Source organism: Leisingera daeponensis DSM 23529, assembly GCF_000473145.1.
In the GTDB taxonomy this organism is placed as follows: Bacteria; Pseudomonadota; Alphaproteobacteria; order Rhodobacterales; family Rhodobacteraceae; genus Leisingera; species Leisingera daeponensis.
Genome location: NZ_KI421500.1, coordinates 2,861,783 through 2,875,508 on the forward strand (window position 1 = coordinate 2,861,783; position 13,726 = coordinate 2,875,508).

Here is a 13,726-nt window from a genome sequence, read left to right on the forward strand (position 1 = left end):
GCCGTTTTGCCGCGCGCAGTTTCCATTGTGCAGTAAGTGATGTCTGCGCTAACGTCACAGGCAGACATAACAAGAGGCTCAGGAACGTGACCACGGACAGCAAGCGCCCGCTTACCCTTCGCGATGTATCCGAAGCAACCGGTGTTTCCGAAATGACTGTAAGCCGGGTTCTGCGCAACCGCGGCGACGTGTCAGAGAAAACGCGCACTAAGGTGCTGAGCGCCGCAAAGGAACTGGGCTATGTGCCCAACAAGATTGCCGGCGCGCTGGCCTCGAACCGGGTGAACCTGGTGGCGGTGATCATCCCGTCGCTGTCCAACATGGTGTTCCCGGAGGTGATGACCGGCATCAACCAAGTGCTGGAAAATACCGAGCTTCAGCCGGTTGTCGGCGTTACCGACTATCAGCCCGAAAAAGAGGAAAAAGTGCTCTACGAGATGCTCTCGTGGCGCCCCTCCGGCGTGATTATCGCGGGGCTGGAGCATACCGAAGCCGCCCGTGCCATGCTGAGCAGCGCCGGTATCCCGGTGGTGGAGATCATGGACACCGACGGCAAGCCGGTGGATGCGATGGTTGGCATCTCCCACCGCCGTGCCGGGCGCGAAATGGCCAAGGCGATCCTCAAGGCCGGCTACCGCCACATCGGCTTCATGGGCACCAAGATGCCGCTCGACCACCGCGCCCGCAAACGCTTCGAGGGCTTCACCGAGGCGCTCGCCAAGGAAGGCGTGGAGATCGAGGACCGCGAGTTCTATTCCGGCGGCTCGGCCCTGGCCAAGGGGCGCGAGATGACCCAGGCCATGCTGGAGCGCTCACCGGAGCTGGATTTTCTCTACTACTCCAACGACATGATCGGCGCTGGCGGCTTGCTGTATCTGCTGGACCAGGGCATCGACGTGCCCGGCCAGATCGGCCTCGCCGGTTTCAACGGCGTTGAGCTGCTGCAAGGCCTGCCCCGCAAGCTCGCCACGATGGATGCCTGCCGCCTGGAAATCGGCCGCAAGGCGGCTGAGATCATTGCCGCACAGCTGGAAGATCCCGACGCCGAGATCGAAACCCAGATCACGCTGACACCCACGATTTCTTATGGCGACACGCTGAAACGGCGCTGATGGCGCTGCAGCGGCTTGGCAACCAAAGCGCGCGGCGGCTGTTTCTGGACCGCCACGCGCTGCTGGAGCAGCCCGCAGGCCCGGCCAAAGGGGCTGATCTGCTGGAGCTGATCCAGCGGCTGGGGTTCGTGCAGCTCGACAGCATCAACACGGTTGCGCGCGCTCATGACGTGATCCTCTATTCACGCCGGCCGGGTTACAGGGCGCAGAACCTCAAACAGCTCTACGAACGGGACCGCGGGCTGTTTGAGCATTGGACCCATGACGCCGCAATGATCCCGATGGCGTTTTACCCTCATTGGCATCTAAGGTTCCGGCGCGACACCGAGCTGCTGCGCAAACGCTGGCGCAACTGGCGGCGCGACGGTTTCGAGGCGCAATTTGACTCCGTCCTGACCCACGTCCGCGATCACGGGCCGGTCAGTTCCTCCGATGTCGGCAAGGGCGAGAAAAAGGGGTCTGGCGGCTGGTGGGACTGGCATCCGTCCAAAACCGCGCTGGAATACCTCTGGCGCTCCGGAGCGCTGACGGTGGTGGGACGTGAGGGGTTCCAGAAACGCTACGACCTGACAGAACGGGTGATTGAGGAGCATCTGCGCCCCGCTGCCCATTGCGATGAGGCGGCGACGGTGAACTGGCTGTGCTCTGCCGCTTTGGACCGCCTGGGATTTGCCACATCGGGAGAGCTCGCCGCCTTCTGGGACACTGCCTCTCCGGCGGAAGCCAAGGCTTGGTGTGCGGAGCAGTTGCGCCAGGGCGGGCTTGAGGAGATCTGCGTCGAGCAGGCCGATGGCAGTTTGCGCAAGGTGTTCAGCCGCCCTGGCACTGTCGGAGAAGCAGAAGAACTGGGGCCGGCACCTGGCCGGATGCGGGTGCTCAGCCCGTTCGACCCCGCCCTGCGCGACCGTAAGCGGGCCGAGCGGCTGTTCGGCTTCCACTACCGGATCGAGGTTTTCACCCCCGCGCCTAAACGGCGATACGGCTACTATGTCTTCCCTCTCCTGGAAGGCGAACGCCTTGCGGGCCGCATCGACATGAAAGCGGACCGGGACGCGGACCTGCTGCGCGTGACCGCGGTCTGGCCGGAAAACGATATAAAATGGACGCGGTCCCGCACAAAACGGCTGGAGGCCGAGCTGGACCGGGTGGCGCGGTTTGCAGGTGTGAAAAGAGTGGTTTTCGCAGATGGCTGGCTGCGCTGAACAGCGTCATTCCGGCCGCAGCTGCGCCTCGATCACCTGGCGGTAATCCTCGGGTGCAGGCCTGGCGGTAAAGGTCTCAGGCGCAATGAAGACACAGACGAATTTGCCTTCAAAACACAGAACCCCGTTCTGCCGCGCATTGACGCGGAAAGTCACAGACTTGCTGCCCAAAGCCGCCGGCCAGACCTCGCACATCAGCCGGTGCCGGGGGGTGACCGGAGACCGGAAGTCGATGCTCATGTGCACAAAAGGCGTGCCGGTGCCCCGGTCCAGCTCCATCTGGTACCAGCCGTCACCGTCAAGGTTATGCTCCCACCAGGCGTCGATTGCTTCCAGCGCAAAGGCGGGCAGCCGTCCGGTATAGGCAATCCGCGCCGGGTCGCAGTCGCCCCAGCCGACGCGGATTTCGTGAACGAAAGTGTTTTGCCCTGCCATGTTACGCCGCCCTGCCCGTTTCTGCAGGCGCATCCTACCGGCGCGGGTTTGAGATAGTAAACGGCAAAGGCAGCCGGCACCGCTGCGTCACGAACTGCCGCGCGTGCGGGTCAGGACCAGATCCGGCAGCACCAGCGCATCAATCAGCGCCTCGCACAACCCAACGCAATTGGTGCAACCCAGACAGGGTCCTTGCAACCCCGAAACCTTGACGGACAGCGCCTTGACCCTCGGCGCGCCGGCTTTGCTGCGGCTGATCTGCATGGCTGGTCTCCCCCGTGTGTGGTGACGGACAGGATCAGCGGACCCTAAAAGGTGAGTCTGGTCAATCCAGGCCGGTGTCACAAAATATTTCCATCTTGAGCACCGGCTGGCCGCAGGCCCTCCCCTGCGCAATGCGGGAGAGGGCAACGCTTTACTGCATCAGCATCAGCGGCAGCAGCGTGATGATCGGGAAGGCCACCAGGATGACCACCCGGATCAGGTCGGAGGCGACGAAGAACATGACCGCCTTGTAGGTGTCGATCATCTTGGTCTTGCGGTCCATCGCGTTGATGATGAACAGGTTCATGCCCACCGGCGGGGTGATCAGGCCGACCTCCACCACGATCAGCACCAGCACGCCGAACCAGATCGCGACATATTCCGCCTCAATCCGGTTCACACGGCCTTCGGTCACCCGGATGCCCAGTTCCTTCATCTGCTCACGGGTCAGTTCAGCCCCGGTGGCAATCGCGTCCTTTATCGAGGCTAGCATCTCTGCCCCCATCCCCTCGGGGACACCGGCCTTCAGCACCTCCATCGCGGCATCCGCCTGCATCGCGGGCAGCGACAGCAGGCCAAAATCCATGGCAGAGATCACCGGGAAGAAGATCGGGATGGTCAGCAGGATCATCGACAGCGAGTCCATCAGGCAGCCGAACACCAGATAGAAGGCGAGGATCAGCGCCAGAACCATCCAGGGGCTCAGGCCCTGGCTCACGACGAAGTCGGCCAGCTCCTGCGGCACCTTGGTCAGCGCCAGAAACCCGTTGTAGAAACCCGCACCCAGCACGATGAAAAAGATCATCGCAGTAGAGCGCGCCGTCACCAGGAAGCTGTCGGCCAGCGTGTCGCGGGTCAGCCCGCCATTGGTCCAGGCGATAAACCCGGTGCCAAAGGCCCCGACGGCCGCGCCCTCTGTCGGGGTGAACCAGCCCAGATAAATACCGCCGACCACCAGGCCGAACACCAGCAGCACCGGCCAGACATGGAACAGCGCGGCAAACCGGTCGCGCATCGGTACCGGCGGGCGGGTGCCAGCGCTCTCCGGGAAGACGCGGACGTAAATAGAAATCGCAATCACATAGCCCAGTGCCGCCAGCAGGCCCGGGATGAAGGCCGACAGGAACAGCTTGGCGATGTTCTGCTCGGTCAGGATCGCATAGATCACCAGAACGACCGACGGCGGGATCAGAATGCCCAGCGTGCCGCCGGCTGCCAGTGTGGCGGTGGAGAATCCGCCGGCATAGCCGTATTGCTTCAGCTCAGGCAGCGCCACACGGCCCATGGTGGCCGCGGTCGCCAGCGACGAGCCGCAGATCGCGCCAAAGCCGGCGCAGGCGCCGATGGCCGCCATGGCGACACCGCCCTTGCGGTGGCCCAGAAACCCTTCCGCCGCTTTGAACAGCGCGGTGGACATGCCACCCAGCGTCGCGAAATGCCCCATCAGCAAGAACATCGGCACGATGGTCAGCGAATAGGAGGAGAACGTGGTATAGGTCTCGCTTTTCAGCCGCCCGAACGCGACCTGGGTGCCATCCGTGACCCAGATCAGCCCGCCCAGGCCGACCAGAAACATCGAAAGCCCGATCGGAACCCGCAAAAAGATCAGCAGCATCAGAACCGGGAAGGAGGCGATGCCAATTTCAAGAGCCGTCACTGTTCACCCTCCACGCCGTCCCAGACCAGGATCCGGCCGGTAAAAAATTCGATGGTGCGGATTGCACCCATATAGATTCCCACGATGGCTGCCACGACGGCTGCCACAAGGCTGATGGCGTAGGCCCACCAGATCGGAAATTCGAGCAGGAAGGAGGTTTCACCATTGGCGTATTTGCCGGCGAGCCCATCCCCCAGCCGCCAGGCAATCAGAACCAGCACCGCGGCAAAGACCACTTCGGTAACCATCCGCAGAAACCGTTTCACGCCGCGCGGGAAGGCATCGGCCACCACATCAACCGACGCATGGCCCGCAGTGATCTGGCACAATGGCAGGAAGGCGAAAATGGCAAAGGCCACCCCGGCCTCGACCAGTTCAAAGTCGCCGTTCACTGGCCCGACCCATCCCGTCATCCAATTTGAAAACCCCGGCGCAATCCGCTCCATCAAATTGCCATGGAAGAAACCGTTGAGCAGGCGCCCAGCGATCGAAACACATGTCAGAATGATCAGAAGAGTAAGGACCGCACCGCCCAGGTAGGCCATTGTTTTGGCCAGCCGCATCATGAGCTTGTGCATGGTTAAGTTGCCTTGTTCCGGTATGCAAAGGGCCGCAGTGCCAATGCCGCGCGGCCCTTCACTTTTATCAATACCAACGCCTTACTGGTACTGCGGCGTGTATTTCTCGATCAGCGCGCTGGCTTCTTCGATCAGGGCAGCGCCATCGAGACCCTTTTCCTTCATGTCAGCGATCCACTGGTCATAGATCGGCTGCGCACGCTCGCGCCAAATGGCGGTCTGCTCTTCGTCCAGGGTGATCACGTTGTTGCCCAGATCCAGCGCCATCTCGCGCGAGGGGCCGTCGGAATCTGCCTGGGTGCCGCCGGCAAAGACCGAGAACTCCAGTCCGGAGTTGTCGTCAATGGCCTTCTTCAGGTCATCCGGCAGGCTTTCGTACTTTTCTTTGTTCATCGCCAGAACAAAGGTCAGGGTATAAAGCGCCTTGCCGGCGAACTCGGTGTGGTTTTGCACCAGTTCCGGAACCTTCAGCGCTGCGGTCACTTCCCACGGAATGGTGGTGCCGTCGATCACGCCCTTGGACAGGCCTTCCGGAATGGCCGGGACCGGCATCCCGACCGGGGTCGCGCCCAGCTCGGTCAGCAGCGCGTTGACCGAACGGCCGCCGCCACGGATCTTCATGCCTTCCAGGTCTTCCGGCGTTTCCACCGGATCGGCGGTGTGGATCATGCCCGGCCCATGCACCCAGGTGCCCAGGATTTTCACATCCTTGAACTCGGTGTCCTTCATGTGCTTGTCGAACATTTCCCAATAGGCGTGCGACACGGCCCGCGCATTGGTCATCATGAACGGAAGCTCGAACACCTCGGTCGAGGGGTAGCGGCCCGGGGTATAACCCACCACGGTCCAGACGATATCCGCGACGCCGTCAATGGCCTGGTCCATCAGCTCCGGCGGCTTGCCGCCCAGCTGCATCGACGGAAAGCGATCAACCTTGATGCGCCCGCCAGAGGATTCCTCGACGTTGTCCGCCCAGACATCCAGGATCAGTTTCGGCACGTTCGCCTGCGCCGGCAGGAACTGGTGAAGTTTCAGCGTCACCTCCTGCGCAAATGCCGGTGCCGCGCAGAATACCGCGACAGCTGCCGCGCCAACGGCGCCAAGTAGCTTTCTCCGAGTGGTCATATCGTCCTCCCTTTGACCTCATCCCTTACCGGATTCCCGCCTTCGCAACTTTGCTGCGGGATCCAGCGATTATCTTTCCGTTTCTGCCGTCAGAGCCCCGCCGAAGGTTCGATTAACGAACCGGCTGCCTCTCTGCTATTAGGTGCGTTTGTAACCATCAACAGCAGATTATGCATTTTCTACTCATGAAATCCGCCTGCTGGCTTTGGTCCCAGACAGATTTTCCGGTTGATATGTTACGAAGCCCCCCGCAATCACATTCAAATTGATACATATTGAAGCCAGCGCAAAGCAACAATAAACATCCGCTCCCCCGCCTTGCGTCATTCCGCAGCAGTCAAGGACAGCGTCACCGGCGCCAGCCCGTTAATCCCGCCATGCATCCGGTCGCCGCTTTGCACCGGCCCGACACCGGCAGGCGTACCGGTCAGAATCAGATCTCCAGGCCGCAAGTGGTAATACCCGGACAGATGGCAGATGATCTCCTCCACGGACCAGATCATTTCATCCAGCGTGGCGTCCTGCCGGATCTCCCCGTTCACCTCCAGCCAGATCCGCTGCTTTTCCGGCCCGCCCCAGTCCGCCGCCCGCGTCAGCGGCGCCAGGACCGTGCCGTTTTCCAGATCCTTGCCCAGATCCCAGGGCCGCTGCTTTTGCCGCTCGCGGATCTGCAGATCCCGCCGGGTCATATCCAGCGCGCAGCCGTAGCCAAAGATTGCCTGCCGTGCGTCCTCCGCAGAGGCCAGGAACACCGGTGCTCCGATAGCCACAGCCAACTCCATCTCATGATGAAAGTTCCCGGTGCCCGGCGGGTAGGGCACTTCTGCACCTGACAACACCGCATTGGCGGCCGCCTTGGTGAAATAGAAGGGCGCCTCCCGGTCCACTTCATTGCCCATCTCAGCGGCGTGGGCCGCATAGTTGCGCCCGACACAAAACACCCGCCCGACAGGATAGCCCGCGGCTTCCCCGGCAACCGGAATCACCGGCGTCTGCGGCAGTGCAAACAGAACCTCGCCCATCTGAAAATCCTTTTGGTATGGCCTTCCACCTAGTCAGACCTCCAAACAATGGACCTGTAAACCCCGCTTTCCGCTTCTAAAGATTTGAAATTCCTGATCCAGGCGCTCGCCAGCGGCGTCTTTGACCCGTCTCCGCAGGAAGTCCTGGAACCTTGCGGCGGGCTGCTGACAGCCCAGCAAGCGACGGGATGTGTTAGACACAGGCACACCGGAATCTGCCCCAACAGCAGGAGAGGTTTGGCAACACTCCCCGTGCACGCCTCGCCGCCCGCCAAGGCGGTCGCGAGATTCCCCGAAGGGGATCAACATCTTACTTGTTTTCAGCGGATTTTTGGGAGGAAGTGGTGAGCCGTGCAGGATTCGAACCTGCGACCCACTGATTAAAAGTCAGTTGCTCTACCAACTGAGCTAACGGCCCACTTCTTCGTCGCGGTCTAAGTGTTTTTCCCAAAAGGTTCAAGCACTTATTTCGCTTCGGAACTGCTTGGCAGCGTGTGTCTCACTGTCCCGATAGGCGGCGTATCTAGGGGGAGTAGCGCGGGGGGTCAACCCCTTTTTTCAACTTTTCTAACCGAAGGCTGGATTCATCTTTGCGCCGGGTCTATATGCCCGCCATGAGCACCTCCGCAGATACCGCACTCCCTTTCATGAAGATGCACGGGCTGGGCAACGACTTTGTCGTGCTCGACGCGCGCGCGCAGGCCATTGCCGTCACCCCGGCAATGGCCAGGGGAATCGCCCACCGCCAGTTCGGCGTCGGCTTCGACCAGCTGGCCGTCCTTACAAACGGCAAGGGCGATGCGCATCTGACCTTCTACAATGCCGACGGTTCCACCTCCGGCGCCTGCGGCAATGCAACCCGCTGCATTGCCCGCCATCTGATTCTGGAAACCGGCAAGCCGGAGCTGCACCTGACCACGGACCGCGGCGACCTCTATGCCCGCGATGCCGGCAACGGGCTTACCTCCGTGAACATGGGGGCGCCGCAGCTGGACTGGCAGGACATTCCCCTGGCCGAGGAAGCGGACACGCTGGAACTGCCGATCGAGGGCGGCCCAACGGCGACCGGCATGGGCAACCCCCATTGCACCTTCTTTGTCGAGGACGCCGAGGTCATTCCGCTGGAGGAATTCGGCCAGCGTTATGAACACCACCCGCTCTACCCGCAGCGCACCAACGTGCAGGTCGCCCAGGTGACCGGCCCCGACCGCATCCGCATGCGCGTGTGGGAGCGCGGTGTGGGGGTGACACTGGCTTCCGGCTCCTCCTCCTGCGCGACAGCCGTTGCAGCCGCCCGCCGCGGGCTGACGGGCCGCAAGGTGCAGATCGACCTAGATGGCGGCACCCTGTGGATCGACTGGGCAGAGGACGGCGTCTGGATGACCGGCCCGACCATGCATGTGTTCGACGGGACCTTCACCCGTGAATTCCTGGAGAGCCTGGCATGAGCGCTCCGAAATTCACCACCCTTGGCTGCCGCCTGAACGCCTATGAAACCGAGGCGATGAAGGATCTGAGCCAGCAGGCGGGCCTGGAAAACGCCGTGGTGGTGAACACCTGTGCGGTGACGGCCGAGGCCGTGCGCAAGGCGCGCCAGGAGATCCGCCGCTTGCGCCGGGAAAACCCGGAGGCACCGATCATCGTGACCGGCTGCGCCGCCCAGACCGAACCGGAAACCTTCGCCGCGATGGAAGAGGTCACCCGCGTCATCGGCAACACCGAAAAGATGCAGGCCGAAACCTGGCAGCAGATCGCCAAGGGGCCGGATTTCATCGGCACCACGGAAAAGGTGCAGGTCGACGACATCATGTCGGTGACTGAAACCGCGGGCCACCTGATCGACGGTTTCGGCACCCGCAGCCGCGCCTATGTGCAGGTGCAGAACGGCTGCGACCACCGCTGCACGTTCTGCATCATCCCCTACGGCCGCGGCAACTCCCGCTCGGTCCCCGCAGGCGTGGTGATCGACCAGATCAAGCGGCTGGTGGACAGGGGCTACAACGAGGTGGTTCTGACGGGTGTGGACCTCACCTCCTGGGGCGCGGATCTGCCCGCAAAGCCGCGCCTGGGCGACCTGGTGATGCGGATCCTGAAACTCGTGCCGGACCTGCCGCGCCTGCGCATCTCTTCCATCGACTCGATCGAGGCGGACGAGAATCTGATGCAGGCGATTGCCACCGAACCGCGGCTGATGCCGCACCTGCACCTGTCACTGCAGCACGGCGACGACCTTATTCTGAAACGCATGGCCCGGCGCCACCTGCGCGACGACGCCATCGCGTTTTGCGAAGAGGCCCGCCGCCTGCGCCCCGAGATGACCTTTGGCGCCGACATCATCGCAGGCTTTCCGACCGAAACCGACGCCCATTTCGAAAACTCTATGAAGCTGGTCACCGACTGCGGCCTGACCTGGCTGCACGTTTTCCCCTACTCCAAGCGCGAAGGCACCCCGGCCGCCCGGATCCCGAACCAGGTGAACGGCAATGTGATCAAGGAGCGTGCGGCCCGCCTGCGCGCGGCTGGCGATGCGCAAGTGGAGCGCCATCTGGCAGCCCAGATCGGCAAGACCCACCGCATCCTGATGGAAAACCCGCATATGGGCCGCACCGAGCAGTTCACCGAGGTGGCATTTGCGGCCCCGCAGGACGAAGGCCGGATCGTAACCGCTGAAATTACCGGGGTGGCAGGCAACCAGCTAGTGGCTTGAGGCTGCGGGGATTTGCTTTCCCCGCCAATTCCCGCTAAACCTCTCATCACAGGTCCCGGATACCTGCCGCTCGCGGCCTCTGGCCATGGTGAAATCCGGACAAAGTTTATCCTGACGCCTGGGTGCACGCCCGGACAGCAACGCGAGCCCTGTCTGCAACGGCATATGCACCCTTTTGCGAAAGGTATATCCATGCAGACCAACTCTGCCCTTCCCCCCGTGCCGCAGCTCAAGGCCGAAGCACGGCTCTTGCGCAAGCATTCCGAGGCCCAGGGCCAGCCCATCCCCCACAGCACCGCCCTGGAGCGGATCGCCCGCTGCTACGGCTTCCGGGACTGGAACACGCTCAGCGCCCGCGCCTCGAACGCGCCGGAGCTGCGGCTGGGAATGCGGGTCGAGGGGCGCTATCTCGGCCAGCCCTTCACTGGCTGCGTTCGCGGGCTGGCGGCCTGCGGCGGCGACGGCCACCGGCGGATCACTTTGCACTTCGATGCGCCGGTGGACGTGGTTCAATTCGACAGCTTCTCGTCCTGGCGCCAGCGGGTGTCGGCGGTCATCAACGCAGACGACCGCTCGCCGCAGAGAACCTCCAACGGGCTGCCGCATCTGACGGTCAAACCGCTGGCCTGAGCCGCGCTGCTTCTTTCTGATCCGAAGTCCGTGGGGGCGCTCCCCTCATAGAAACGGAAAACCCCCGCAAGCGGCGCTTGCGGGGGTTTGATGCCTAAACGCGGTCAGCAGAACGGGACTCAGTCCTTGCCTTTGACCGGCGCCCACAGCTTCTTGTTGGTCAGGTACAGCAGCACCGACAGCACGGTCAGGAACAGCACGCCGACAAAACCGGCTTGCTTGCGGGCCATCATCTTAGGCTCGGCAGTCCACATCAGGAAGGCCGCAACGTCCTGCGCCATGGCGTCCACGTCGTTGGCATGGCCGTCGGCAAATTCCACCTGCTCATCCGACAGCGGCGGCGCCATCGAGATCCAGCCGCCCGGGAAGGCGGTGTTCTCATAGAAGGTGGTGCCGGCTTCTTCCTTGGTCTCGCCGGTGTAGCCTGCCAGCAGCGAGGCGATGTATTCGGCACCGCCCATGCCCTTGAACAGCTGGTTCAGGCCCAGGCCATAGGGGCCATGGAAGCCCGCCCGCGCCTTGGCCATCATGCTGAGGTCCGGGGCGCCGGCGTTGTTGTTCACCGGGAAGTTGTCGACCGGCTTGGCCGGGCGGTCCTCATCCAGTTCCGGATCGTAGACGCTGAAGTTGTCAGCTGCGTAGGCACGCACCTGATCTTCGGGCATCTGCGGGCCGCCTTCGTCCGACAGGGTGCGGATCGGCACCAGCTTCAGACCGTGGCAGGCTGCGCAGACTTCGGTATAGACCTGCAAGCCGCGCTGCAGCTGGTTGCGGTCGTAGGTGCCGAACGGCCCCTCGAACGAGAAGTCGTAGTCGGTGATGTGCTGCTCGCCGCCGCCTGCTGCGAAAGACGCAGCAGGGATCAGGGCCAGAGCGAAGGCGGCACCGGTTGCCAGTTTCTTGAACATTGCTAGGTGTTCCTTCTTCTTACTCGGCAGGAGTGGCTTCAGCAGAAGATTTCTTGCCGTAGTGGGCCTCGAAATCCTCTTCGATGGTCGCCGGTTGCGGCAGCGGCTTCTCGATCACGCCCAGCAGCGGCAGGATCACGAAGAAGTAGCCGAACCAATAGGCCGATGCGATCAGCGAGAACGACGCATAGGGCTCTTCCGCCGGCATCGCGCCCAGCCACATCAGGGCAAAGAAGTCGATCACCAGCAGCGCGAACCACCACTTGAACATCGGGCGGTAGCGGCCCGAACGGACGCGCGAAGTGTCCAGCCAGGGCGCCAGGGCCATCGCCAGGATCGCGCCGAACATGGCGATCACGCCAAAGAACTTCGCATCCACGATGCCGCCGGTGATGAAGGAGGCAAACTGCACGACCCAGACTTCGGAGGTGAAGGCACGCAGGATCGCGTAGAACGGCAGGAAGTACCATTCCGGAACGATGTGCGCCGGAGTCACCAGCGGGTTGGCTTCGATGTAGTTGTCCGGGTGGCCCAGGTAGTTCGGCATGAAGCCGACGATCGCCCAGAACACAACCAGCACCACGGCCAGGCCCAGGAAGTCCTTGATCACGAAATACGGCCAGAACGGCAGGGTGTCTTTCTTGGCTTCTTCCTTGGAACCCTTGCGGACGTCAACACCGGTGGGGTTGTTGTTGCCGGTGGTGTGGAAGGCCCAGATGTGCACGATCACCAGCGCCGCAATCACGAACGGCAGCAGGTAGTGCAGCGAGAAGAAGCGGTTCAGGGTAGCGTTGTCCACCGCCGGCCCGCCCAGGAGCCAGGTCTGGATCGGTTCGCCGATGAAGGGGATCGCGCCGAACAGGCCGGTGATCACGGTGGCGCCCCAGAAGGACATCTGGCCCCACGGCAGCACGTAGCCCATGAAGGCGGTGCCCATCATCATCAGGTAGATCAGCATGCCGACGATCCAGGTGATCTCGCGGGGCGCCTTGTAGGAGCCATAGTACAGGCCGCGGAAGATGTGGATGTAGACGGCAACAAAGAACAGCGAGGCGCCGTTCATGTGAAGGTAGCGCAGCATATGGCCGCCGTTCACGTTGCGCATGATGTGCTCAACGGATGCAAAGGCCATGTCGACATGCGGGGTGTAGTGCATCACCAGGACGATGCCGGTGACGATCTGCAGCGCCAGGCAGAAGGCCAGGACGATGCCCCAGATCCACCACCAGTTCAGGTTCTTGGGGGTGGGGATCATGATGGTGTCATAGATCAGGCCGACGATGGGCAGGCGGCTGTGCAGCCACTTCTCTGCGCCTGTCTTCGGCTCGTAATGGTCGTGGGGAATACCGGACATGAGCGCGTTTCCTTATCCCAGCTTGATGGTGGTGGCGTCGGTGAACTCGGCCAGCGGAATGTGCAGGTTCTCCGGCGCGGGGCCTTTGCGGATCCGGCCGGCGGTGTCGTAGTGCGACCCGTGGCACGGGCAGAACCAGCCGTTGAATTCGCCTGCGCCGTCACCCAGCGGCACACAGCCCAGGTGGGTGCAGACACCCATCATCACCAGCCATTCGCCGGTTTCGTCGAGGGTACGGTTCACGTCAGCCGCGTCGGTGCCCGGCTTGTTGGCGTTTTCCGACCGCGGGTCGATCAGCTCGGACAGCTCCACTTCGCGGGCCGCCTCGATCTCCTCTTGGGTGCGGCGGCGGATGAACACCGGCTTGCCCAGGAACATGACCGAAATCTGCGTGCCAACTTCCACGCCGCTGACATCGACCAGGATCGAGGACAGCGCTTTCACGTCGGCGGAGGGGTTCATCTGGTTGACCAGGGGCCATACGGCGGCACCCGCGGTCACTGCCCCGGCGCCGGCAGTGGCGTAGTAGAGGAAATCTCTCCGGGTTCCTTCGTGGTCTTCTGCGTGGGACACGAGGTTTTCTCCAATTCCAGCGCCCGTTTAGGGCAAACATGCGCATGCACCGCGATTGCTCGCAGTGACTCTGGCGCGTGTCTAGCGGGGAGAGAGCCGTTCGTCCAGCGGTCATGGGCGCGCAGAAAGCCGCAGACGGCAATTCTGTCACGCCTGGGT

14 protein-coding genes and 1 tRNA gene are annotated in these 13,726 nt (G+C 62.6%); 5 read left to right on the top strand and 10 right to left on the bottom strand.

The window, feature by feature from the left end; genetic code table 11:
• The first annotated feature begins 86 nt into the window (after positions 1-86).
• Together DAEP_RS0114540 and DAEP_RS0114545 are read left to right on the top strand one after the other, a co-directional pair.
• The gene (locus DAEP_RS0114540) at positions 87-1,112 is read left to right on the top strand and encodes a LacI family DNA-binding transcriptional regulator (protein ID WP_008555117.1); all 1,026 of its coding nucleotides are present in this window, start codon (positions 87-89) and stop codon (positions 1,110-1,112) included.
• Positions 1,112-2,314 carry a winged helix-turn-helix domain-containing protein gene (locus tag DAEP_RS0114545; RefSeq protein ID WP_027245142.1) on the top strand — a complete coding sequence of 401 codons (1,203 nt, stop codon included), beginning with the start codon at positions 1,112-1,114 and terminating at the stop codon, positions 2,312-2,314. Before DAEP_RS0114540 ends, DAEP_RS0114545 begins: the two co-directional genes overlap by 1 nt.
• A 6-nt stretch (positions 2,315-2,320) precedes the next feature.
• On the opposite strand, the gene DAEP_RS0114550 is transcribed toward DAEP_RS0114545, so the two are convergent.
• The 7 genes from DAEP_RS0114550 to DAEP_RS0114580 form a co-directional block, all read right to left on the bottom strand.
• Positions 2,321-2,749, bottom strand: coding sequence for an acyl-CoA thioesterase (locus DAEP_RS0114550; RefSeq protein ID WP_027245143.1), 429 nt, complete (start codon positions 2,747-2,749; stop codon positions 2,321-2,323).
• Positions 2,750-2,836: 87 nt separating this feature from the next.
• On the bottom strand, positions 2,837-3,013 hold the full coding sequence (locus DAEP_RS24265; RefSeq protein WP_167630828.1) for a hypothetical protein: 177 nt from the start codon (positions 3,011-3,013) through the stop codon (positions 2,837-2,839).
• A 151-nt stretch (positions 3,014-3,164) separates the two neighbouring features.
• Positions 3,165-4,670: a TRAP transporter large permease gene (locus DAEP_RS0114560; RefSeq protein WP_027245144.1), complete on the bottom strand. Its 1,506-nt coding sequence runs from the start codon at positions 4,668-4,670 to the stop codon at positions 3,165-3,167.
• Complete coding sequence (locus DAEP_RS0114565) at positions 4,667-5,248, bottom strand: TRAP transporter small permease (protein WP_027245145.1); 582 nt, start codon at positions 5,246-5,248, stop codon at positions 4,667-4,669. Before DAEP_RS0114565 ends, DAEP_RS0114560 begins: the two co-directional genes overlap by 4 nt.
• A gap of 81 nt (positions 5,249-5,329) precedes the next feature.
• Positions 5,330-6,373, bottom strand: coding sequence for a TRAP transporter substrate-binding protein (locus tag DAEP_RS0114570; protein ID WP_008557503.1), 1,044 nt, complete (start codon positions 6,371-6,373; stop codon positions 5,330-5,332).
• Positions 6,374-6,696: 323 nt separating this feature from the next.
• A complete protein-coding gene (locus DAEP_RS0114575; protein WP_027245146.1) occupies positions 6,697-7,395 on the bottom strand; it encodes a fumarylacetoacetate hydrolase family protein in 699 nt (232 codons plus the stop codon).
• Between the two features lie 342 nt (positions 7,396-7,737).
• Positions 7,738-7,813: transfer RNA gene (locus tag DAEP_RS0114580), tRNA-Lys, on the bottom strand.
• A gap of 187 nt (positions 7,814-8,000) precedes the next feature.
• On the opposite strand from DAEP_RS0114580, the gene dapF reads away from it, so the two are divergent.
• The 3 genes from dapF to DAEP_RS0114595 all read left to right on the top strand — a co-directional run bounded on the left by dapF (position 8,001) and on the right by DAEP_RS0114595 (position 10,732).
• A complete protein-coding gene (gene dapF / locus DAEP_RS0114585; protein ID WP_027245147.1) occupies positions 8,001-8,843 on the top strand; it encodes a diaminopimelate epimerase in 843 nt (280 codons plus the stop codon).
• A complete protein-coding gene (gene mtaB, locus DAEP_RS0114590) occupies positions 8,840-10,102 on the top strand; it encodes a tRNA (N(6)-L-threonylcarbamoyladenosine(37)-C(2))-methylthiotransferase MtaB (protein ID WP_027245148.1) in 1,263 nt (420 codons plus the stop codon). The genes dapF and mtaB overlap by 4 nt, the downstream gene beginning before the upstream one ends.
• Positions 10,103-10,294: 192 nt before the next feature.
• On the top strand, positions 10,295-10,732 hold the full coding sequence (locus DAEP_RS0114595) for a glyoxalase superfamily protein (RefSeq protein ID WP_027245149.1): 438 nt from the start codon (positions 10,295-10,297) through the stop codon (positions 10,730-10,732).
• Positions 10,733-10,851: 119 nt separating this feature from the next.
• Here DAEP_RS0114595 and DAEP_RS0114600 read toward each other — a convergent pair whose 3' ends face one another.
• From DAEP_RS0114600 to petA, 3 genes are read right to left on the bottom strand one after another with little or no spacing between them, the layout of a single operon-like run.
• Complete coding sequence (locus tag DAEP_RS0114600; RefSeq protein ID WP_008557420.1) at positions 10,852-11,640, bottom strand: cytochrome c1; 789 nt, start codon at positions 11,638-11,640, stop codon at positions 10,852-10,854.
• A 19-nt stretch (positions 11,641-11,659) separates the two neighbouring features.
• A complete protein-coding gene (petB, locus tag DAEP_RS0114605; protein ID WP_008556428.1) occupies positions 11,660-12,994 on the bottom strand; it encodes a cytochrome b in 1,335 nt (444 codons plus the stop codon).
• Between the two features lie 12 nt (positions 12,995-13,006).
• Positions 13,007-13,567, bottom strand: coding sequence for a ubiquinol-cytochrome c reductase iron-sulfur subunit (gene petA, locus DAEP_RS0114610; protein ID WP_027245150.1), 561 nt, complete (start codon positions 13,565-13,567; stop codon positions 13,007-13,009).
• Positions 13,568-13,726 lie beyond the last annotated feature (159 nt).

What these genes read in the sequence shown, in the direction of transcription:
- DAEP_RS0114545 (WP_027245142.1), top strand. Translation starts at nt 1,112, where the DNA reads ATGGCGCTGCAGCGGCTTGGCAACCAAAGCGCGCGGCGGCTGTTTCTG.
- DAEP_RS0114550 (WP_027245143.1), bottom strand. Translation starts at nt 2,749, where the DNA reads ATGGCAGGGCAAAACACTTTCGTTCACGAAATCCGCGTCGGCTGGGGC.
- DAEP_RS24265 (WP_167630828.1), bottom strand. Translation starts at nt 3,013, where the DNA reads ATGCAGATCAGCCGCAGCAAAGCCGGCGCGCCGAGGGTCAAGGCGCTG.
- DAEP_RS0114565 (WP_027245145.1), bottom strand. Translation starts at nt 5,248, where the DNA reads ATGCACAAGCTCATGATGCGGCTGGCCAAAACAATGGCCTACCTGGGC.
- DAEP_RS0114570 (WP_008557503.1), bottom strand. Translation starts at nt 6,373, where the DNA reads ATGACCACTCGGAGAAAGCTACTTGGCGCCGTTGGCGCGGCAGCTGTC.
- DAEP_RS0114575 (WP_027245146.1), bottom strand. Translation starts at nt 7,395, where the DNA reads ATGGGCGAGGTTCTGTTTGCACTGCCGCAGACGCCGGTGATTCCGGTT.
- dapF (WP_027245147.1), top strand. Translation starts at nt 8,001, where the DNA reads ATGCCCGCCATGAGCACCTCCGCAGATACCGCACTCCCTTTCATGAAG.
- mtaB (WP_027245148.1), top strand. Translation starts at nt 8,840, where the DNA reads ATGAGCGCTCCGAAATTCACCACCCTTGGCTGCCGCCTGAACGCCTAT.
- DAEP_RS0114595 (WP_027245149.1), top strand. Translation starts at nt 10,295, where the DNA reads ATGCAGACCAACTCTGCCCTTCCCCCCGTGCCGCAGCTCAAGGCCGAA.
- DAEP_RS0114600 (WP_008557420.1), bottom strand. Translation starts at nt 11,640, where the DNA reads ATGTTCAAGAAACTGGCAACCGGTGCCGCCTTCGCTCTGGCCCTGATC.
- petB (WP_008556428.1), bottom strand. Translation starts at nt 12,994, where the DNA reads ATGTCCGGTATTCCCCACGACCATTACGAGCCGAAGACAGGCGCAGAG.